Raw genomic sequence first — 21,371 nt, forward strand, 5'->3', positions numbered from 1 at the left:
CCCGCCTTCTTTCACCCCCCCCCCCCCCCGCCCTGGGCCCCGGGCCCCCACCCCCGGGCCCCGGGGCCCCTTCTCCGTGCCGGCCTCGTCCGGACCCTCAGTCGGAGAAGCCGACCCGCGCGAGCCGCACCGGGCCGCGCAGCCTGAGGTGCAGGTCGTGCACGCCCTCGGCGGCGATCGCGGCGCCGAGGGCGGTGTAGTCGTACGGGCCGGACGTGGGGGTGCGCACCGTGAGGACGGCGAGGGGCGCGGTGGCACCGAGGGACACCTCGACCGTGCCGCCGCCCGCCACGGTCACCGTCACCTCCGTCACGCCACTGCCGAAGTCGCAGCCGCGGTAGACCAGTTCGCCGGTCCCGGCCGGACCGGGCGTCACCGCGTCGCCGGACACCTTGGTCCGGTCGACGATCGCGATGCCGCTCTGCTCGTCGAAGTCAGCCGCGTCCAGGCCGCGTTCGCGCACGGCCCGTGGCGCGGCGGGTTCGCCGTCGAGGGTCACGGTCGTCCGCAGCCGTACGTCCTGGCTGGAGGTGCCGACCAGCAGTTCGTACGGGCCGGGTTCCCGGCGCCACCGGCCCTGGGCCACGTCCCAGAACCCGAAGGCGGCGGACGGGACGTCGAAGGTCAGCCCAGCCGTCGCCCCGGGGGCCAGGGTGATCCGGCGGTGGGCCGCCAGTTCGCGGCGCGGTCGGACCACCGAGGGGTCCACGGCCCGGAGGTAGAGCTGGGGGACCTCGTCGGCGGTGACGTCACCGGTGTTGGTGACCGTGAAGGAGACGCGGACGGTGCCGTCCGGTCCGTCGGTGACGGCGGCCGACAGGCCGGCGTACGCGAAGGACGCGTACGACAGGCCGTGCCCGAAGGGGAACAGCGGGGTGCCCTCGAAGTACAGGTACGTCTGGCGGGAGCCGATCACGTCGTAGTCGAGCAGGCCGGGCAGGTCGGAGTCGTCGGCGTACCAGGTCTGCGGCAGCCGGCCCGCGGGGGAGACGTCACCCGCCAGCACCCGGGCCAGGGCGGTGCCGGCGGCCTGGCCGCCGTGCGCGGTCCACAGCACGGCGGACAGCCCGCCGGGCCGGACGGCGTAGGGATACGCCGAGACCAGGGCCAGCACCGTGCGCGGGTTGGCGGTCCGGGCGGCCCGCAGCAGCCGCTCCTGATGGGCGGGCAGACGCAGGGTCGTACGGTCCTCGGTCTCGCGGCCGTTGATGTGCGGGTCGTTGCCCGCCACCACCAGGACGACGTCGGCCCGGGCGGCGGCGCGGGCCACCGCGTGCTCGCCGCGCTCGGCCACCACGAGTTCGAAGATCTCCGGATCCCGGTCGGCAACCTTCACGCCGTCGGCGGCGACACGCACATGGCGACCGGTCCCGATGTGCTTCAGGAGGTGGCCGTTCCCATGGGGTTCGAGACGGAACGTCTCCTGGACCACCCAGCCGCCGGGCTGGTCGGCGGAGGCGCGGACGAAGCCGTCGTCGGCGACCGAGAGACAGCGGCCGTCGGGGGCGCGCAGGGTGAGGACGCCGTCGCCCCAGTCGACCAGCGCCAGTTCCGTGCCGGTGGTGCCGGTGGTGAGCGCGGGCAGGTCGGTGCGGCCGGTGAGCAGGGCCGGGTCCAGGGCGCCGTCGGCGCCGCGCACCTCGTCGTCGGCGGTGCCGTCGGCGGCCGGGACGTGCAGGAACGTCCCCGCGGAGGTCTTCAGCAGCACCCGGTCCACGCCCTCGGCGAACTCGACGCGCTCGGCGCCGAACCGCTCGTACAGGGCCTCCAGGGGAGTGGAGCGGTGCAGGAGCGTGCCGCTGTACCAGTCGAGCTTGCACTCGTCGGCGAGCAGACCGACCACCGCGAGACGGGTGTCGGGGGCGAGGGGCAGCAGACCGTCGTTCCTGAGCAGCACGACCGCCTGCTCGGCGGCCTCCTGGGCGAGCGCGCGGTGGGCGGGGGTGTCGAAGTCGTCGGTGCCCGTGTGCGGGTCGTCGTGCGGGTCGAACTCGCCGAGGCGGAAGCGGACGGAGAGCTGGCGGCGGACGGCGGAGTCGAGGTCCGCCTCGGTCAGCAGGCCCCGCTCCAGGGCCCCTTCGATCCGCGCGGTGATCGTCGACGCGTCGGTGCCGTGGTCGGTGAAGCTGTCGACGCCGGCGAGTACCGCGGCCGCGGTGGCTTCCTCGTGGGTGTCGAAGTAGTGCTCGGAGTCGACCAGGTTGGAGGGGGCGCCCGCGTCCGAGCAGACCAGGAGGTCCTCGTCGGTCCAGGTGCGCAGGTGCTCGCGCAGGTGCGGCGAGACGTGGTTCGGGCGGCCGTTGACCAGGTTGTAGGCGGGCATCACCCCGGCCACCGCGCCCGCCTCGACCGTCTCGCGGAAGGCGCGCAGGTCGTACTCGTGCAGCACGCGCGGGGGCACGGAGCTCGACGAGGTGTCACGGGCGGTCTCGTTGTTGTGGGCCAGCCAGTGCTTGAGGACGGGCGCGGTGCGCCAGTACGTCGGATGATCGCCGCGCAGTCCGCGGGTGTACGCGGTGGCGATGGCCGAGGTCAGCTTCGGGTCCTCCGCGTAGCCCTCCTCGTTGCGGCCCCACAGGGGGTGGCGCAGCAGGTTCACGGTCGGGGACCAGACGTTCAGGCCCACGCGGTCGTCGCGGGAGCGCATCGCGCGGGCTTCCTTGGACACCGCCTCGCCCACCCGCCGGACGAGCTCGGGGTTCCAGGTCGCGCCGAGGCCGACCGCCTGCGGGAACACCGTCGCCGGGCCCATCCACGCCACGCCGTGCAGGGCCTCCTGGCCGGTGCGGAACGCGGCGACGCCCAGACGCTCCACGGCCGGGGCGTACTGGTGCAGGAAGGAGACCTTCTCGTCGAGGGTGAGCCGCCCCAGCAGGTCGTCGACGCGCTTCGCGAACGGCAGCCGCGGATCGCGGAAGGGCGGTACGGGCGGCGTTTGTGCGGTCACGTGGGGTTCCCCTTGCCCTGGAGCGACACGATGCTTTCGAAGCGCTTCGATGCTCATTCGACTCGCGGTGGGTGTCAAGACACCGCGGGGCAACAAGTCCGGTGCGTGGCTGAGATGGCAAGCAGCATATGAACGGGTGCGCGCCTGGAACGCCTCGGAGGAATCTTGGGATCGACCCTTGTGCGCCTCCTGCCCTTCACCTAATCTCGCAGCAACATCGAAGCGCTTCGACTGAGAGTGCCGCCGGGAGGTGCGCGTTCCGGGCATCACCGCCGGGCGTCGACCGACACCGCCGGGCGTCGACCGACACCGCCGGGCGTCGACCGACACCTGCCGGGCGTCGACCGACACCTGCCGGGCGTCGACGGACACCCGCCGGGACCGGTCGGCATCGGCAGGGCATCGGTCGGAGAACCCGCTTCGGCTCAGCCAGTTCCACTCGAGACACCGCAGCCGACGGCCACCGCCGGGTGTCCTGGTGCGCCATGAAGGGTTGACGCAATGACGCCGAACGCCGCTTCCGCTCCCGCCGCTCCCTCCGCCCCGAGCCGGAGAAGCTTCCTCGCCGCCACGGCGGTCGCCACCGCCGCGGTCACGGGAGGGATGCCGCTGCTCGCCGCCTGCGGCGGATCGGACAGCGGCTCGCGCGACGGCACCACCTCGGGCAAGGACGCCAAGAAGCTGCTGCCCGCCTACGTCGCCGGCACCGTGGTGACCCCCGACATCGCCGCCAGGAACGGTTCAGCGGTCGGCTTCACCGCTGAGCTCGACCTCGCCACCCTCAAGACCTCGGTGCCGAAGAAACTGGGCACGGGCGGCAAGGTCTCCGTGATGTCGCCGTTCTGGGGCTCCCCGCCGAAGGCGGACAACGCCTACTACACGGCGATGAACGACCTCATCGGCGTCGACGTCGTCTGGCAGAACCAGGACGGCAACACCTACGACCAGAAGCTGGGCGCGGTGCTCGCCTCCAGCGACGTGCCGGACGTGGTGGTCGTCCCCGGCTGGAACATGACGGGCAAGATACCCAGCGCCATCATCGCCAAGTTCGCCGACCTGGGTCCGTACCTGTCCGGGGACGCCGTCAAGGAGTACCCGAACCTCGCGGCGATCCCGACCGACGCCTGGCAGCGCTCCCTCTTCGGCGGCAAGCTGCGCGGCCTGCCGATGCCGTCCTCGTACGTCACCAGCATCGTGCCCTTCTACCGCAAGGACGTCTTCGACCAGGAGGGGTATCAAGTCCCCACCTCCGCCGACGAGTTCCACGCGCTGGCCAAGGAGATCACCAACGCCAGGGCCAAGCGCTGGGCCTGCCTGGACATGAAGTGGACCGCCTTCAACATGTACGGCGTCCTCTCCGGCGACGAGAAGTCGCTCGGCTGGAACCTCGTCGACGGCAAGCTGGTCAACCGCGTCGAGACCCAGGAGTACCTCGAGGCGCTGGAATGGACCCGCAAGCTGTTCGCCGACGGACTCGTCCACCCCGACGCCAAGCTGGGCAAGAGCCAGGCGACCGACCCGGCCCCCAAGTTCGTGGCCGGCGAGTTCCTCATCTACAACCAGGACATCTCGCAGTGGTACGGCCAGGCCGCTGCCCAGGCCACCCAGAACCCGGACTTCCGGATCTGGGGCATGGACATCTTCGGCCACGACGGCGGCGACCCCACCCTGTGGGCCAAGAACCCGGCAGGGATCTTCGCCTTCGTCAACAAGAAGGCCTCCGAGTCGGTCGTCCGGGACGTGCTGGCCGTCGCCAACGTCACCGCGGCGCCGTACGGCACCAAGGAGTTCATGCTCACCAACTACGGCGTCGAGGGCACCCACTACACGGTCAAGGACGGCGTCCCGGTCAAGACCGAGCAGGGCAACGTCGACGTCCTGAACGCCTTCGTCATGATCGCCAGCCCCGCCGCGACCGTCGCCCACCCCGACCTCCCCGACGTCGCCAAGGGCCAGGTCGAGTGGCAGCAGCGGATGGGCGCCTTCACCAAGAAGTCGGCCTTCTACGGCATGCAGATCACCGAGCCCGCCCGTTACACCAACCTCGCCAACGACTTCGAGCAGCTGGAGGACGACATCGTCCGCGGCCGCAAGAAGGTCGGCGACATGCAGCAGGCCGTCTCCGACTGGAAGAAGAAGGGCGGCGACCAACTCCGCGACTGGTATCGGAAGCTGCTCGACGACAACGGCTCGGCGGCGAGCTGACCGGCGGCGAGGTAAGGAGAACGGCCGTGTCCCACAGCACGGTGCCTCGCGACAGCGCCGAGGCCGACACGACGGGAAGGACTCCGGTGGCGTCCGGCGAAGCCACCGGATCCGGCGAGCGACGGCCCCCCGGAAGGCTGAGCCTGCGGCTCAGGTTCGGACGCGACCGCGTGCTGCTCCTGATGACCCTGCCGGCCGTCGTCCTGGTCCTGCTCTTCAACTACATACCGATCCTCGGCAACGTCGTCGCCTTCCAGGAGTACGACCCCTACGTCAGCGACAACGGCGTCGTCTCCATGCTGCACAGCCCCTGGGTGGGCCTGGAGAACTTCCAGCGGATCTTCGAGGACTCGGCCTTCTGGGACGCCGTGACGAACACGCTGGTGCTGTTCCTCATCCAGCTCGTGCTGTACTTCCCGATCCCGATCGCGCTGGCCCTCCTCATCAACAGCGTGGTCAGGCCCCGGGTGCGGGCGATCTCGCAGGCGATCCTCTACCTGCCGCACTTCTTCTCCTGGGTCCTGGTCGTCGCCGTCTTCCAGCAGCTCCTCGGTGGCGCCGGGCTGCTCTCGCAACTACTGCGCCAACACGGGTACGACGGGCTCGACATCATGACCGACCCGGAGACCTTCAAGTTCCTGATCACCGCGCAGAGCGTGTGGAAGGACGCCGGCTGGGGGATCATCGTCTTCCTCGCCGCCCTGGCCTCGGTGAGCCCCGATCTGTACGAGGCCGCCGCGATGGACGGCGCCGGCCGCCGGCGCCGCATGTGGCACGTCACCCTGCCCGCGCTGCGCCCGGTGATCGCCCTGCTGCTGGTCCTGCGCGTCGGCGACGCGCTGACCGTCGGCTTCGAACAGATCCTGCTGCAACGCGACGCGGTGGGACCGGGGGCGTCGGAGGTCCTCGACACCTTCGTGTGGTGGAACGGCGTGCGCAACCAGGACTTCGGCTACGCGGCCGCCGCCGGACTCGTCAAGGGCGTCGTCAGCCTGGGGCTGGTCCTCGCCGCGAACAAGGTGGCCCATCTCATGGGCGAGCAGGGGGTGTACAAGAAGTGACCGCCGTGATCGACACACCAGGGCGCGAACCCGGACACGGACCAGGGCGGCAAGGACGGCAAGGGCGGCGGACAGGGCGCGGACCCGGTGACGGACCCGGCCGGTGGGCCGCCCCGCCACGGCCGTCCTGGGAGGAGCCGCCCGGCCCGGCCGGCGTCGCCGGCAAGGGCCTCGTCCTGGCGTTCGCCTGCCTGGGGGTCCTCTTCCCGCTGTGGATCGTCCTCGTCACCAGCCTCTCCTCGCGCAGGACCATCGATGAGGCGGGCGGTCTGGTGATGGTGCCCCGGGGCATCACCTTCGTCGCCTACCGGGAGCTGCTCAGCGGCGGCCAGGTGACCCGCGCCGCGGTGATCAGCGTCCTGATCACCCTCGTCGGCACGCTCTTCTCGATGGCCGTGTCCGTGCTGTGCGCCTACGGCCTGTCCCGCACCGGCTCGCTCGGCCACCGCTGGATCCTGCTGGTCCTGCTGGCGACGATGTTCTTCAGCGCCGGCCTCATCCCGACCTACCTGCTGGTGCAGTCGCTCGGCCTGACCGACACCTATCTCGCGCTGATCCTGCCGAGCGCGATCAGCGTCTTCAACATCCTGGTGCTGCGCGGCTTCTTCATGGGCATCTCGCAGGAGCTCGTCGACAGCGCGCGCATCGACGGCGCCGGCGACTTCCGCATCCTCTGGCAGATCGTGATGCCGCTCTCGCGCGCGGTCCTCGCGGTGATCACGCTCTTCTACGCCGTGGGCTACTGGAGCGCCTGGTTCAACGCCTCCCTGTACCTCAACGACCAGGACATGATGCCGCTCCAGAACGTCATGATCCAGCTCGTGCAGAAGCAGGAGGCACCGGTCGGCCTGGGACAGGCCATCAAGACCGGTGAACTGTCCGGGCTGGCCGTGCAGATGGCGGTCATGGTGATGGCCCTGCTGCCGGTCGCCGTGCTGTCGCCGTTCGTCCAGAAGCACTTCAAGAAGGGCATGCTGACCGGCGCGGTGAAGGGCTGACGTCCGGGTGTGTCCCCTTTCCTTCCGTTCCCTTCTCTTCCCTTCTCTTCCCTTCTCTTCCCGCAGAGCGAGGTAGGTCGTGCCCACGTCCCAGTACGGGGAGCCGGTGTGATGCCGCGGCTCGACGACGCCACCCGCGGCCGCATCCTCTTCGGCGGCGACTACAACCCCGAGCAGTGGCCCGAGGAGACCTGGCCGCAGGACGTCCGGCTCATGAAGGACGCGGGCGTCAACTCCGTCACCCTCGGCGTCTTCTCCTGGGCGAAACTCGAACCCGAGCCCGGGGCACGCGAGTTCGGCTGGCTGGACCGGCTGATGGACCTGATGCACGAGGCCGGTATCGGGGTCGTCCTCGCCACCCCCACCTCCTCGCCCCCGCCCTGGCTGGGCCGGCTGTACCCGCAGACCCTGCCCCGCGACGCCGACGGCCACGTCGAACGCTGGGGCGGCCGACAGCACTTCTCGCACTCCAGCGCCACCTACCGCCACTACGCCGCCGCCATCACCGAGGCCCTGGCCGCCCGCTACGCCGGCCATCCCGCCCTCACGATGTGGCACATCAACAACGAGTACTGCACCGTCGACCACGGCGACGAGGCCGCCGCCGCCTTCCGCCGTTGGCTGCGCACGCGGTACGGCACCCTGGACGCTCTCAACACCGCCTGGGGTACGGCCTTCTGGGGCCAGGCCTACGACAGCTGGGACGGCGTCCTGCCCGCGCGCCGCACCCACTACCTGAAGAACCCTGCCCAGGTGCTCGACTTCCGCCGCTTCACCTCCGACATGCTGCTGGAGTGCTACGCCGCGGAACGCGACATCGTCGCCCGCCACAGCCCGCACATCCCCGTCACCACCAACTTCATGCCGCTGTGGATCGGCCAGGACGCCTGGCGCTGGGCCGAGGAGGAGGACGTCGTCTCCGTCGACCTCTACCCCGATCCGCGCGACCCCCTCGGCGCCCAGCACGGCGCCCTGGTCCAGGACCTGACCCGGTCCCAGGCCCGCGGCCCCTGGATGCTGATGGAGCAGGCGGCTGGCCCGGTCAACTGGCGCGGGGTGAACCACCCCAAGCCGCGCGGCCTCAACCGGCTGTGGTCCCTGCAGGCCGTGGCCCGCGGCGCGGACGCCGTCTGCTACTTCCAGTGGCGTCAGTCCCGCCAGGGCGCGGAGAAGTTCCACTCCGGGATGGTCGGCCACGCGGGCGAACAGGGACGCACGTACCAGGAGATCAAGCGGCTCGGCGCCGAACTCGCCCGGATCGGCGACGCGGTGGCGGGCCGCCACCGGACCTCTGACGTGGCGGTCCTGCACGACTGGCACGCCTGGTGGGCGGGCGTCCAGGAGGGCCGCCCCTCCACCGAGGTCGACCCGGCGGCCGTCCTCGGCGCCTGGCACCGAGCCCTCTGGGAGGCGAACGTCACCACCGACTTCGCCCACCCCGAGCGCGACCTGACCGGCTTCCGGCTGGTCGTCGTCCCGCAGCTCTACCTCCTCACCGACGCGGCGATCGAGAACCTCCTCGGGTACGTCCGCGGCGGCGGCACCCTCGTCTCGGGATTCCTGACCGGGGTCGCCGACGAGGACGACCGGGTGCGCCCCGGCGGCATGGACGCCCGGCTGCGCGAGCTGTTCGGCATCCGCACGTTGCACGAGTGGTGGCCGCTGGACGCGGGGGAGAGCGTCGAGTGCGACGGCTTTCGCGGCACGCTGTGGTCGGAGGAGATCGAGGCGGCCGACGACGTGACCGAGACGGTCCCGTACAAGGGCGGCGAGCTCGACGGACTGCCCGCCGTCCTGCGCAGGGGCCGCGCCTGGTACGTCTCGACGCTCCCGGAGCCGGCGGCGCTGCGCGCCCTGCTCACCGGGATCGCCGCCGACGCGGGTGTCCGGCCGGTGCTGGACGCACTGCCCGCCGGGGTCGAGGCCGTGCGCCGCGGCGAACTGCTGTTCCTGCTCAACCACGGGCGCGAGCCGGTCGCCTTCGCCGTCCCGGGTACCCACGAGGACCTGTTGACCCGGACCTCGGTCACGGACCGGATCACCCTCGGGCGCTACGGCGTGGCGGTGCTGAGGCCATGACGTCAGGTCCTGTCCACGGCACCTGGGAACCGGTCCCGGCCGCCCGCTGGGAGGACGCCTTCCTGAGCGGCAACGGCCACCACGGCGCCCTCGTGTTCGGCGATCCGGACATCGACCGGGTCATCGTCACCCATCACACCCTCGTCCGCCCCAACGGCGGCGAACACGCCCGGCCCCCGCGGCTGGCCGCCGCACTGTCCGCGGTGCAGGACCGGCTGCTGGCCGGCGACCTGACGGCCGCCGAGCAGCTCACGGACGGACGGCCGCTGCAATGGGTGCAGCCCTTCCACCCCGCCTTCCGGACCGAGCTGCGCGGCCCCGCCGCCCCCCGGGTTCCCGACTCCGCCGCGAGCGCACGGACCCCCGTCCGCCGGAGCGTCGACTTCACCACCGGCGAGGTGACCGCCCACCGCGGGGACCGCACCAGCCGTGTCTTCGTCTCCCGCGCGGACGACGTGATCGTCCAGTACGTCACCGCCCCGGACCTCACCCAGGACATCGTCCTGGACCACCGCCTCCCGGGCGCACCCCACGGTCTGGCCGTCGGCCACGGCGCGCTGCGCACCCCTGAGGGCGCCCTGCTCACTCTGCGCGCCCGCTACCCCGGCAGCGACCGCGGGTACACCGGCGTGACCCTGGTGGCGGTCGAGGGCGGCCGCACGACCCTCGTCCCGCCCGGCGTCCGGGCCGAGGGCGCCGCCTCGGTGCTGCTCCTGACCCGGGTGTGGCGGCACATCGGCGAACCCGACGTCACCGAGGACGCCCGGGCCCTGCGCGCCCTGCTCGCCGGCCGGACGTACGCGCACCTCCTCGACCGCCATCTCGCCCTGCACCGCACCGCCTACAGCCGGGTCACCCTCGACCTGCGCGCCGACCCGGCCGAGCGCGCCCTGCCCGGTTCCGCACTGCTCGGGCGGCCACGCGGCCCGGCCCTGCTGGAGCGACTCTTCGCGGCCGGCCGCTATCACCTGCTGTCCGCCTCCGGACTGTGCCCGCCCCGCCTCACCGGCCTGTGGACCGGCGACTGGGACACCGCGTGGTCCGGCGGCTTCACCACCGACGCCAACCTCAACCTCCAGACCGCGTCCGCCGTCCCCGCCGCGCTGCCCGAGGTCACCGAGGCCCACGCGGCCCTGGTCAACCGCCAGCTGCCGGACTGGCGGACCAACGCCCGAACGATCTTCGGCGCCCGGGGTGTCGTCGCCCCCGCCCACACCGACGGCGAATCCGGACTGACGTACCACTTCAGCCGCGAATACCCCCTCCACCTGTGGACCGCCGGCGCCGACTGGCTGCTCAAACCGCTCGTCGACCACGACGAGACCCGCGGCGCACGCGACCCGCGCACCGCCGCCGCGCTCGCCGAGGTCGCCCTGTTCTACGAGGACTTCCTCACCCGCACCGACGACGACGGCGAGCTCGTCGTCGTCCCCTCCTACTCGCCCGAGAACCGGCCGACGGGCGCGAGCTGGGGTGCCCTGAACGCGGCCATGGACCTCTCCGCCGCCCGGCACGCCCTGCTGACGGCGGCCGCCTACCACCCCGAGCACGCCGACCGCTGGCGGGCCCTCGCCGACCGGCTGCCCCCGCACCGGACCAACGCCGACGGAGCCCTCGCCGAATGGGCCCGCCCCGGGCTCGACGACACCTACGACCACCGCCACCTCAGCCACCTCTACGGGGTCTGGCCGCTGGACGAGATCAACCCCTACGACACCCCGGACCTCGCCGCCGCGGCCCACCGCGCCCTCGCCCTGCGCGGCGCGGAGAACGACTCGGCGCACGGCCACCTCCACCACGCCCTGGTCGCGGCCCGCCTCAGGGACCCCGGCCGGGCCGCCCACGCGCTCACCGCCGTGCTCGACGGCGACTTCTTCCACGACTCCCTGATGAGCGCGCACTACCCCGCCCGCGACGTCTACAACGCGGACGCCGCGCACACCTTGCCCGCCGTGCTGATCGAGCTGCTCGTGCAGTCCACCCCCGACCGGCTGGTCCTCCTGCCCGCACTCCCGGCCGGCTACCCGGCCGGTGAACTCCGGGGCGTGCGCACCCGGTTCGGGGCGCGGATCGACCTCGTCTGGAGCCCCGAGGGCGCCACGGCCGTCCTGCGGCCGACCCGCACCCACCGCATCGAACTCAGGACTTCCTCCGGCGCACAGCCGCTCGACCTCGTCGCCGGAGAGGACCGCGTTCTCACCCTGGGGACGTGGTAGATCCGCGCACCTCCCCCCACCCATGGAAGGGACACCATGGCAACACGCACCCTCGGCAGGGCCGCCACGGCCCTGCTCGCCCCGGCTCTCGCGCTCGGTGCCACCGTCGGCCTCGCCTCGGCCCCCGCCTCCGCCGCCGTCTGGAGCTCCTGCGACCAGTGGGGCAACACCAGCCTGAACGGCTACACGCTCTACAACAACATCTGGGGCTCCGGCGCCGGCGGCCAGTGCGTCTGGGCCAACTCCGGCACCAACTGGGGCGTCTGGGCCGACCACCCCAACACCGGCGGCATCAAGGCCTACCCCAACGCCAAGAAGGTGATCAACAAGTCGATCACCTCGCTCGGCTCGCTCTCCAGCAGCTACAACGTCACCGTCCCGGCGTCCGGCGCGTACAACTCCTCGTACGACATCTGGGACACCGACTACGACTACGAGATCATGCTCTGGGTCAACAAGACCGGAGCCGTCGGCCCGCTCGGCACCTCGCAGGGCAACGTGACGCTCGGCGGCCACACCTGGACCGTCTACAAGGGCGACAACGGCGCGAACCAGGTCTTCTCCTTCGTGCGCACCTCGAACTCGTCCTCGGGCACCGTCGGCATCCTCCCGATCCTCAAGTGGATCAAGGACACCAAGGGCTGGTTCGGCAACGAGACCATCGGGGACGTGCAGTTCGGCTTCGAGATCACCTCGTCCGCCGGCGGCCTGGACTTCACCGCCGAGAACCTGACCGTCAGCAGCAGCTGACCGCAGGGCCGGGCCGGCCCGCCTTCGCGGTGGGGCCGGCCCGGCGACCGCGGGGCCGGCCCCACCGTGCTCACTCCGCGACCGGCAAGTCCGCCCCGTCCCGCAGGAACAGCGGAATCCGGTCCAGCGGCGCGTCGACCGTCACGGCCGTACCGCCCCGGTACGTCTCACCCGTCCACGCGTCCGTCCAGGCCGCCCCCTCCGGGAGGTACGCCGTACGGACCGTGGCGCCCGCGGTCAGCACCGGCGCGACGAGCAGGTCCCGGCCGAACAGGTAGGCGTCGTCGACCGACCAGGCCGCCCGGTCCCGCGGGAACTCCAGGAACAGCGGCCGCAGCACCGGCAGACCCTCCTCGTGGGCCTCCCGCATGACCGACAGCACGTACGGCTTCAGACGCTCGCGCAGCCGCAGGTACCTCTCCAGGATCGCGCCCGCCTCCACGCCGTACGACCACACCTCGTTCGGGCCGCCGGTCATGTCGGGGCCCAGCGGCATGCCCGGGTCGCGGAAGCCGTGCAGTCGCATCAGCGGGGACAGCGCGCCGAACTGGAACCAGCGCACCATCACCTCCCGGTACGCCGGGTCGTCCGGGTCGCCGCCGTGGAAGCCGCCGATGTCCGTGTTCCACCACGGTATGCCCGACAGTCCGGTGTTGAGACCGGCCGCGATCTGCCGGCGCAGGGTCGCGAAGTCGGTGCCGATGTCACCGGACCACAGAGCGGCGCCGTAGCGCTGACTGCCCGCCCACGCCGAGCGGTTGAGGGTGATGATCTCGTCGTCACCGGCACCGGACGCCCGCAGGCCCTCGTAGAAGGTGCGGGAGTTCTCGGCCGGGTAGCTGTTGCCGACCTCCAGGCCGGGACCCGCCCAGTAGCGCAGGTTCTCCGGGAAACCCGGCTTCAGTTCCGGCTCGCAGGCGTCCAGCCAGAACGCCGTGATGCCGTACGGGTCGAGGTAGTTCTCCTTCACCCGCGACCAGACGAACTCCCGGGCCTCGGGGTTCGTGGCGTCGTAGAAGGCGACCTGGACGGTGGAGGCGACCCCCTTGTCCGGCCAGTCGGCGTGCGCCATCGGGCCGTACTGGGTGCCGATGAGGTAGCCGCGCTGCTCCATCGGCCGGTGGTTCTCGGAGAGCGGCGAGACCGACGGCCAGACGCTCACCACCAGCTCGATGCCCAGCTCCCTCAGCTCGCGCACCATGGCCGCCGGGTCCGGCCACTCCGCCGGGTCGAACTTCCACTCGCCCAGGTGCGTCCAGTGGAAGAAGTCGCAGACGATCGCCGAGACGGGCAGCCCACGCCGCTTGTACTCCCTTGCCACGGCGAGGAGTTCGTCCTGGCTGCGGTAGCGCAGCTTGCACTGCCAGAAGCCGGCCGCCCACGCGGGCAGCATCGGCGCACGGCCGCTCACCGCGCTGTAGCGGCGCTGGGCGTCGGCCGGGTCGCCCGCGGTGATCCAGTAGTCGATCTGCCGGGCGGAGTCCGCCACCCAGCGGGTGCCGTTGCCGGCCAGCTCCACGCGGCCGATCGCCGGGTTGTTCCACAGCAGCGTGTAGCCGCGGCTGGAGGTGAGCACCGGGATGCCGACCTCGGCGTTGCGCTGGACCAGGTCCAGGACCAGGCCCTTCTGGTCCAGCCGGCCGTGCTGGTGCTGACCCAGGCCGTACAGCTTCTCGTCGTCGTAGGCGGCGAAACGCTGTTCCAGGCGGTGATGGCCGTTGCCCACGGCCGTGTAGAGACGCGGGCCCGGCCACCAGAAGTGGGCGCGCTCCTCGGCGAGGAGCTCGGTGGAGTCGTCGGTGCGCAGGAAGCGGACCAGGCCCTCGGCGTCGACCTCCACCGTCAGCGAGCCGACCGTCAGCCGGGCCTCCCCGTCAGCGATCTTGACGGTGCTCCCGGTGGCCGGCGGCTCGTCGAGCAGGGCGCCCGGCAGGCCCTCCAGCACCGGACCGCCGAGCCGGGCGCGCACCCGGACGGCGTCCGGCCCCCACGGCTCGACGCGTACGGTCTCCTGGCGGCCGCTCCACTCCAGCGCTCCGCCCCGCTCCCGGAACGAACCGACGGTGGGGGCGGACTGCGCGAGGCTGACCTGGGGCTGTGTCACGGCCTTGGGCTGGTTTTCGGCAGGCTGATTCACGTGGCGTGCTCCTGTGCTCCTGGAGGAGTGCGGACAGCGAGGAGTGCGGGGGAGGGTGGCGAGGAAGCTGGGGGGAGGGGGTGCGGGGAGAGGCGAGGGCAGGCGGGTGCCCCGGCGGGACACAGGGCGGTCGGCGGGCGGGTGTGGGTTCAGGACGCGGCGGGCGCCGGTCCCGAGCTCGCCCTGACCGTCAACTCCGGCGCGAGCAGCACCACTTCGTCGGCACCGCGGCCTGCCAGCTTGGCGACCAGGTGCTCCACGGCGTAGCGGCCCATCTCCTGCGCGGGGATGGCGACGGAGGTCAGCCGCACCGAGGCCTGGACGGCGACCTGGTCCGGACAGATCGCGACCACCGAGACGTCCTCCGGCACGGCGCGGCCCTGCTGGCGCAGCAGCGCCAGCAGCGGTTCGACGGCCGATTCGTTCTGTACGACGAAGCCCGTGGTGCCCGGGCGTTCGTCGAGGATCCGGGCCAGCGTCACGGCCATCGCGTCGTACCCGCCCTCGCACGGCCGGTGCAGCACCCGCAGGTCCAACTCCCGCGCGCGGGAGCGGAGTCCGTCGAGGGTGCGCTCGGCGAAGCCGGTGTGGCGTTCGTAGACCGCGGGCGCCTCGCCGATGACGGCGAGGTCGTGGTGCCCCAGCTTCGCCAGGTGCTCCACGCACAGTGCGCCGGTCGCGCTCCAGTCCAGGTCGACGCAGGTCAGCCCGGAGGCGTCGGCGGGCAGACCGATCAGGACGGACGGCTGGTCGGTGCCGCGCAGCAGCGGCAGCCGCTCGTCGTCGAGCTGGACGTCCATCAGGATCATGGCGTCGGCGAGGCCGCTGCCGGTGACGCGGCGGACGGCGTCGGGTCCCTCCTCGCCGGTGAGCAGCAGGACGTCGTACCCGTGCGTGCGGGCCGTGGTGGCCACCGCGATGGCGATCTCCATCATCACCGGCACGTACATGTCCGTGCGCAGCGGGACCATCAGCGCGATGATGTTCGACCTGCTGCTGGCCAGGGCGCGGGCACCGGCGTTGGGGTGGTATCCGAGCTCCCGGATGCTCTGCTCGACCCGCTGCCGGGTGATCGCGGAGATGGACCGCTTGCCGCTGAGGACATAGCTCACCGTGCTCGCCGAGACTCCGGCGTGCTGGGCGACCTCGGCGAGGGTGACCATCCAGCTCTCCAAGTTTTGTGAAGCGCTTCGACAGTGCGCCATGCGAACAAGGGTGGGTGAAGGCGGGTGGGGGTGGTTCGACAGTAGCCCCAGCGAAGGTGGGTGTCCATAGGTTGTCGAAGCGCTTCGACGGCTTTTCTGTCGCGCTGGACAGGAGCCGGGGGCCGGGCGTGAGGTGCGCGACGCGCCGGGAGCCGGGAGCCGGGAGCCGGGAGCCGGGAGCCGGGAGCCGGGAGCCGGGAGCCGGGAGCCGGGAGCCGGGAGCCGGGAGCCGGGAGCCGGGAGGCGGGTAGGGCGAACCGTCCCCTGGAAAGGCCCCCGGCGCAACTCCGCGGACCCTGTTCCGGCATGACGTCATCTGAACGGCGCACGGGGACTGGTGGCGGCGTCCGGATTCGGGTACGAACGATCCAGTAGCACCGGTCGGTAACGAACGCCCCCAAGATCCCTATTCGCGGCGAGGTGAGCCTCATGCCCGCACCAACCAACAAACCAACCGTCACTGAGCGTGAGGCACGTCAGGTGGCGGAGGCGGCCCGGGAACAGGACTGGCGCAAGCCCAGCTTCGCCAAGGAACTGTTCCTCGGCCGCTTCCGGCTCGACCTCATCCACCCCCACCCCCTGCCCACCGACGAGCACGCGCAGCGCGGCGAGGAGTTCCTCGCCAAACTGCGCGACTTCTGCGAGACGCGGATCGACTCGGCCCGCATCGAGCGCGAGGCGCAGATCCCGGACGAGGTGATCGACGGGCTCAAGGAGCTCGGCGCCCTCGGCATGAAGATCGACACCAAGTACGGCGGCCTCGGCCTGACCCAGGTCTACTACAACAAGGCCCTCGCCCTGGTCGGCTCCGCGAACCCGGCGATCGGCGCGCTGCTCTCCGCCCATCAGTCGATCGGCGTACCGCAGCCGCTGAAACTCTTCGGCACCCAGGAGCAGAAGGACACCTTCCTGCCGCGCTGCGCCCGCACCGACATCTCCGCCTTCCTGCTGACCGAGCCGGACGTCGGCTCGGACCCGGCCCGGCTGGCGACGACCGCGGTCCCGGACGGCGACGACTACGTCCTCGACGGGGTGAAGCTGTGGACCACGAACGGGGTCGTCGCCGATCTCCTCGTGGTCATGGCCCGGGTGCCGAAGTCCGAGGGCCACAAGGGCGGCATCACCGCCTTCGTCGTGGAGTCCGCCTCCGAGGGTGTCACCGTCGAGAACCGCAACGCCTTCATGGGCCTGCGCGGCCTGGAGAACGGCGTCACCCGCTTCCACCAGGTGCGCGTCCCGGCCGCGAACCGCATCGGCCCCGAGGGCGCGGGTCTCAAGATCGCGCTGACCACGCTGAACACCGGGCGGCTGTCCCTGCCCGCCATGTGCGTGGGCGCCGGCAAGTGGTGCCTGAAGATCGCCCGCGAGTGGACCGGCGTACGCGAGCAGTGGGGCAAGCCGGTCGCGCTGCACGAGGCCGTCGGGTCGAAGATCAGTTTCATCGCCGCCACGACCTTCGCCCTGGAGGCCGTGGTCGACCTCTCCTCCCAGATGGCCGACGAGGACCGCAACGACATCCGCATCGAGGCCGCCCTCGCCAAGCTCTACGGCTCGGAGATGGCGTGCCTCATGGCCGACGAGCTGGTCCAGATCCGCGGCGGCCGCGGCTTCGAGACGGCCGCCTCCCTCGCGGCCCGCGGCGAGCGGGCCGTGCCCGCCGAGCAGATCCTGCGCGACCTGCGGATCAACCGCATCTTCGAGGGCTCGACGGAGATCATGCACCTGCTGATCGCACGCGAGGCCGTCGACGCCCACCTGTCGGTGGCGGGCGACCTCATCGACCCCGAGAAGTCTCTCTCCGACAAGGCGAAGGCGGGCGCCAACGCCGGTGTCTTCTACGCCAAGTGGCTCCCGAAACTGGTCGCCGGACCTGGTCAACTCCCCACCTCCTACACGGAGTTCAAGCGCGAGATCGACCTCTCCGTACATCTGCGCTACGTCGAACGGCACGCCCGCAAGCTCGCCCGTTCCACGTTCTACGCCATGTCCCGCTGGCAGGGCCGCATGGAGACCAAGCAGGGCTTCCTGGGCCGCGTCGTCGACATCGGCGCGGAGCTGTTCGCGATGAGCGCGGCCTGCGTCCGCGCCGAACTCCTGCGCAGCCAGGGCGACCACGGGCGCGAGGCCTACCAGCTGGCCGACGCGTTCTGCCGCCAGTCCCGCATCCGTGTCGAGGAACTCTTCGGCCGCCTGTGGTCCAACACCGACGACCTCGACCGCAAGGTCGTCAAGGGCGTCCTCGCGGGCACCTACGAGTGGCTCGAACAGGGCATCGTCGACCCCTCGGGCGACGGCCCGTGGATCGCCGACGCGACGCCCGGCCCGAGCAGGCGGGACAACGTCCACCGGCCCATCCGCTGACGGAACCGTCCGCTGACCGGCTGCCTGGACCGCCGAACGGATCGGACCGCCGACGGAACCGTCCGCCGAGCGGTCCGGACCGCTGACGGACCTGCACCGTCGACGGACCGGATCGCTGACCGGCCCCGGACCGTCGGCGGTCCGAGGCCGTCAGTCCCGGGCCGCCGAGTGGGCTCGGGGCGTTGCCGGCCCCGGGCCGGCGATTCGGATCGGGCCGTTCGGGCCGTTGCCGGCCCCGGGCCCTCGACGCCCCCGGACAGACGTCGGCTCCGGGCCGCCGACGGTCCCGGGCCACCCAAGGACCTGTGCCGTACCGGGCCCGACGGCCGAGTGCGGCACAGGCGGTACGGAGGCCGCCACCTCCGGGACGGGAGGGACGAACCGACACCGTGGACCCGCACGCCCGAGGACGCGTTGTCGGCCGCGGCCTCCGGTCGCGCCACAATGGGGGAATGACCGAACGCCCCGCCGGCCGCGTCAGCCCGGCCCCGCTCGCCGACCCGCACCTCGTCTTCGACCCCGTCGCGGGGGACGGCCCCAAGGACGTGGTGATCCTCGGCTCCACCGGCTCGATCGGCACCCAGGCCATCGACCTCGTCCTGCGCAACCCGGACCGCTTCCGCGTCACCGCCCTGTCCGCCGCGGGCGGCCGGGTCGGACTGCTGGCCGAGCAGGCCCACCGGCTGCGGGTACGCACGGTCGCCGTGGCCCGCGAGGACGTCGTACCGGCACTGCGCGAGGCACTCGCCGCTCAGTACGGGACGGGGGAGCCGCTTCCCGAGATCCTCGCCGGACCGGAGGCGGCCACCCAGGTCGCCGCCTCGGCCTGCCACACCGTCCTCAACGGCATCACCGGCTCCATCGGCCTCGCCCCCACACTCGCCGCCCTCGAAGCGGGCCGCACCCTCGCGCTGGCCAACAAGGAGTCGCTCATCGTCGGCGGCCCGCTGGTCAAGGCGCTCGCCAAGCCCGGACAGATCATCCCCGTGGACTCCGAGCACGCCGCCCTCTTCCAGGCGCTGGCGGCCGGCACCCGGGCCGACGTACGCAAACTGGTCGTCACCGCCTCCGGCGGCCCCTTCCGCGGCCGGACCAAGGCGGAACTGGCGGACGTCACCGTCGAGGACGCCCTCGCGCACCCCACCTGGGCCATGGGCCCGGTGATCACGATCAACTCCGCGACCCTCGTCAACAAGGGACTCGAGGTCATCGAGGCGCACCTGCTGTACGACATTCCCTTCGACCGCATTGAGGTCGTAGTGCACCCACAGTCGTATGTTCACTCGATGGTTGAGTTCACGGACGGATCCACCCTCGCCCAGGCGACGCCCCCCGACATGCGGGGGCCGATCGCCATCGGCCTGGGCTGGCCCGAACGCGTCCCGGACGCGGCGCCCGCCTTCGACTGGAGCAAGGCCTCGACGTGGGAGTTCTTCCCGCTCGACAACGAGGCGTTCCCCTCCGTCGGGCTCGCCCGGCACGTCGGGCAGCTCGCGGGCACGGCTCCGGCGGTGTTCAATGCGGCGAACGAGGAGTGCGTCGAGGCGTTCCGCAGCGGCGCGCTGCCGTTCAACGCAATCATGGAGACGGTGACACGGGTGGTGGAGGAGCACGGCACACCGCGCTCGGGAACTTCACTGACCGTGTCGGACGTCCTCGAAGCGGAGGCCTGGGCACGCGCCCGGGCCGGGGAACTGACAGCACAGACGACGGCGACCGCGGAGGCCCGTGCATGACGACCCTGATGATGATCCTCGGCATAGTCGTCTTCGCGGTGGGCCTGTTGGTCTCGATCGCCTGGCACGAGCTGGGGCATCTCTCCACGGCCAAGCTCTTCGGCATCCGGGTGCCGCAGTACATGGTCGGCTTCGGCCCGACCATCTGGTCGCGGAAGAAGGGCGAGACCGAGTACGGCGTCAAGGCCGTCCCGTTCGGCGGCTACATCCGCATGATCGGGATGTTCCCGCCGGGCGACGACGGCCGGATCTCGGCCCGCTCCACCTCACCGTGGCGCGGCATGATCGAGGACGCCCGCTCAGCCGCCTTCGAAGAGCTCGAACCGGGCGACGAGTCCCGCCTCTTCTACACGCGCAAGCCGTGGAAGCGGGTCATCGTGATGTTCGCGGGCCCCTTCATGAACCTGATCCTGGCGGTGGCGCTGTTCCTCATCGTCCTGATGGGCTTCGGCATCTCCCAGCAGACCACCAGTGTGAGCTCGGTCTCCCAGTGCGTCATCGCGCAGAGCCAGAACCGCGACACCTGCAAGGACTCCGACGCGCCCTCTCCGGCCGCGGCGGCGGGCCTCAAGGCCGGCGACAAGATCGTCTCCTTCGACGGCGTGCGGACGGACGACTGGAATCAGCTCTCCGACCTGATCCGCGCCACCCCCGGCAAGGAGGTGCCGATCGTCGTCGACCGCGAGGGCCAGGAAGTCACCCTGCACGCGAAGATCGCCACCAACCAGGTCGCCAAGAAAGACTCCAGCGGTCAGATCGTCCAGGGCCAGTACGTCAGCGCAGGTTTCCTCGGCTTCAGCGCCGCCACCGGCGTCGTCCGCCAGGACTTCGGCGACTCCGTGACCTGGATGGGCGACCGGCTCGGCGAGGCCGTCGACTCCATCGCGAACCTGCCCGGCAAGATCCCGGCCTTGTGGAACGCGGCCTTCGACGGCGCCCCCCGCGCAGCCGACTCCCCGATGGGCGTGGTCGGCGCGGCCCGCGTCGGCGGCGAGATCTTCACGCTGGACATCCCCCCGACCCAGCAGCTCGCCATGGCGCTGATGCTGGTAGCGGGCTTCAACCTGTCCCTGTTCCTCTTCAACATGCTCCCGCTGCTCCCGCTCGACGGCGGGCACATCGCGGGCGCCCTGTGGGAGTCCCTGCGCCGCCGGGCGGCACTGCTCCTGCGCCGCCCGGACCCGGGCCCGTTCGACGTGGCGAAGCTGATGCCGGTGGCCTACGTGGTGGCCGGAATCTTCATCTGCTTCACCATCCTCGTCTTGATCGCGGACGTGGTTAACCCCGTCAAAATTTCATAGCCATGTGGCGTTTGGGACGGCCGGGAACCCTTGGTTCCCGGCCGTCATCCGTTGAGTGGGTTTGACCGGCGCGATGTGCTCCGGTCAAGGCCCGTGCCGTAATCTCGGAGTTCGGAGCCCGCTGCTCACGGGACCAGACCTTGATCCACGACTTGGGGTTGCACAGCAGATGACTGCGATTTCTCTCGGCATGCCGTCCGTTCCGACCAGGCTCGCCGAGCGCCGCAAGAGCCGGCAGATCCAGGTCGGATCCGTCGCGGTCGGCGGGGACGCGCCGGTCTCGGTGCAGTCGATGACGACGACGCGTACGTCGGACATCGGTGCGACGTTGCAGCAGATCGCGGAGCTGACGGCGTCGGGGTGTCAGATCGTGCG

Annotated in this window: 13 protein-coding genes; 10 read left to right on the forward strand and 3 right to left on the reverse strand. The window is 71.5% G+C overall.

Annotated elements, in window-relative coordinates; translation table 11 throughout:
* Nucleotides 1–97 precede the first annotated feature (97 nt).
* Nucleotides 98–2,947 (reverse strand): glycoside hydrolase family 3 C-terminal domain-containing protein, encoded by a 2,850-nt coding sequence (locus ACFV0T_RS40855; protein ID WP_385790420.1) that lies wholly within the window; start codon nucleotides 2,945–2,947, stop codon nucleotides 98–100.
* A 501-nt stretch (nucleotides 2,948–3,448) separates the two neighbouring features.
* Here ACFV0T_RS40855 and ACFV0T_RS40860 point away from each other — a divergent pair.
* From ACFV0T_RS40860 to ACFV0T_RS40885, 6 genes are all read left to right on the forward strand, one after another.
* Nucleotides 3,449–5,152 carry an extracellular solute-binding protein gene (locus tag ACFV0T_RS40860; protein ID WP_385790422.1) on the forward strand — a complete coding sequence of 568 codons (1,704 nt, stop codon included), beginning with the start codon at nucleotides 3,449–3,451 and terminating at the stop codon, nucleotides 5,150–5,152.
* Between the two features lie 26 nt (nucleotides 5,153–5,178).
* Nucleotides 5,179–6,213: an ABC transporter permease gene (locus tag ACFV0T_RS40865; RefSeq protein ID WP_385790424.1), complete on the forward strand. Its 1,035-nt coding sequence runs from the start codon at nucleotides 5,179–5,181 to the stop codon at nucleotides 6,211–6,213.
* A complete protein-coding gene (locus ACFV0T_RS40870) occupies nucleotides 6,210–7,211 on the forward strand; it encodes a carbohydrate ABC transporter permease (RefSeq protein ID WP_385790426.1) in 1,002 nt (333 codons plus the stop codon). Before ACFV0T_RS40865 ends, ACFV0T_RS40870 begins: the two co-directional genes overlap by 4 nt.
* A gap of 111 nt (nucleotides 7,212–7,322) precedes the next feature.
* Nucleotides 7,323–9,290 (forward strand): beta-galactosidase, encoded by a 1,968-nt coding sequence (locus ACFV0T_RS40875; RefSeq protein WP_385790428.1) that lies wholly within the window; start codon nucleotides 7,323–7,325, stop codon nucleotides 9,288–9,290.
* On the forward strand, nucleotides 9,287–11,506 hold the full coding sequence (locus ACFV0T_RS40880) for a glycoside hydrolase N-terminal domain-containing protein (RefSeq protein WP_385790430.1): 2,220 nt from the start codon (nucleotides 9,287–9,289) through the stop codon (nucleotides 11,504–11,506). The genes ACFV0T_RS40875 and ACFV0T_RS40880 overlap by 4 nt, the downstream gene beginning before the upstream one ends.
* Before the next feature lie 36 nt (nucleotides 11,507–11,542).
* Nucleotides 11,543–12,256, forward strand: a complete 714-nt coding sequence (locus ACFV0T_RS40885; RefSeq protein ID WP_385790432.1) for a hypothetical protein — start codon at nucleotides 11,543–11,545, stop codon at nucleotides 12,254–12,256.
* A gap of 70 nt (nucleotides 12,257–12,326) precedes the next feature.
* On the opposite strand, the gene ACFV0T_RS40890 is transcribed toward ACFV0T_RS40885, so the two are convergent.
* Nucleotides 12,327–14,393 carry a TIM-barrel domain-containing protein gene (locus tag ACFV0T_RS40890; protein ID WP_385790434.1) on the reverse strand — a complete coding sequence of 689 codons (2,067 nt, stop codon included), beginning with the start codon at nucleotides 14,391–14,393 and terminating at the stop codon, nucleotides 12,327–12,329.
* Between the two features lie 149 nt (nucleotides 14,394–14,542).
* Nucleotides 14,543–15,556, reverse strand: a complete 1,014-nt coding sequence (locus ACFV0T_RS40895) for a LacI family DNA-binding transcriptional regulator (protein WP_385790436.1) — start codon at nucleotides 15,554–15,556, stop codon at nucleotides 14,543–14,545.
* A 471-nt stretch (nucleotides 15,557–16,027) separates the two neighbouring features.
* Between ACFV0T_RS40895 and ACFV0T_RS40900 the strand changes: the two genes are divergently transcribed.
* From ACFV0T_RS40900 to ACFV0T_RS40915, 4 genes are all read left to right on the forward strand, one after another.
* A complete protein-coding gene (locus ACFV0T_RS40900; protein WP_385790438.1) occupies nucleotides 16,028–17,959 on the forward strand; it encodes an acyl-CoA dehydrogenase family protein in 1,932 nt (643 codons plus the stop codon).
* Between the two features lie 452 nt (nucleotides 17,960–18,411).
* On the forward strand, nucleotides 18,412–19,695 hold the full coding sequence (dxr, locus tag ACFV0T_RS40905) for a 1-deoxy-D-xylulose-5-phosphate reductoisomerase (protein ID WP_385790440.1): 1,284 nt from the start codon (nucleotides 18,412–18,414) through the stop codon (nucleotides 19,693–19,695).
* Between the two features lie 8 nt (nucleotides 19,696–19,703).
* Nucleotides 19,704–20,996: a M50 family metallopeptidase gene (locus ACFV0T_RS40910; RefSeq protein WP_385790442.1), complete on the forward strand. Its 1,293-nt coding sequence runs from the start codon at nucleotides 19,704–19,706 to the stop codon at nucleotides 20,994–20,996.
* Nucleotides 20,997–21,165: 169 nt separating this feature from the next.
* Nucleotides 21,166–21,371, forward strand: a 206-nt coding sequence (locus ACFV0T_RS40915; RefSeq protein WP_198536417.1) for a flavodoxin-dependent (E)-4-hydroxy-3-methylbut-2-enyl-diphosphate synthase, incomplete at its 3' end; no start/stop codon positions are given.

Origin of the sequence: Streptomyces sp. NPDC059582, from assembly GCF_042735715.1 — a bacterium.
Classification (GTDB): Bacteria; Actinomycetota; Actinomycetes; order Streptomycetales; family Streptomycetaceae; genus Streptomyces.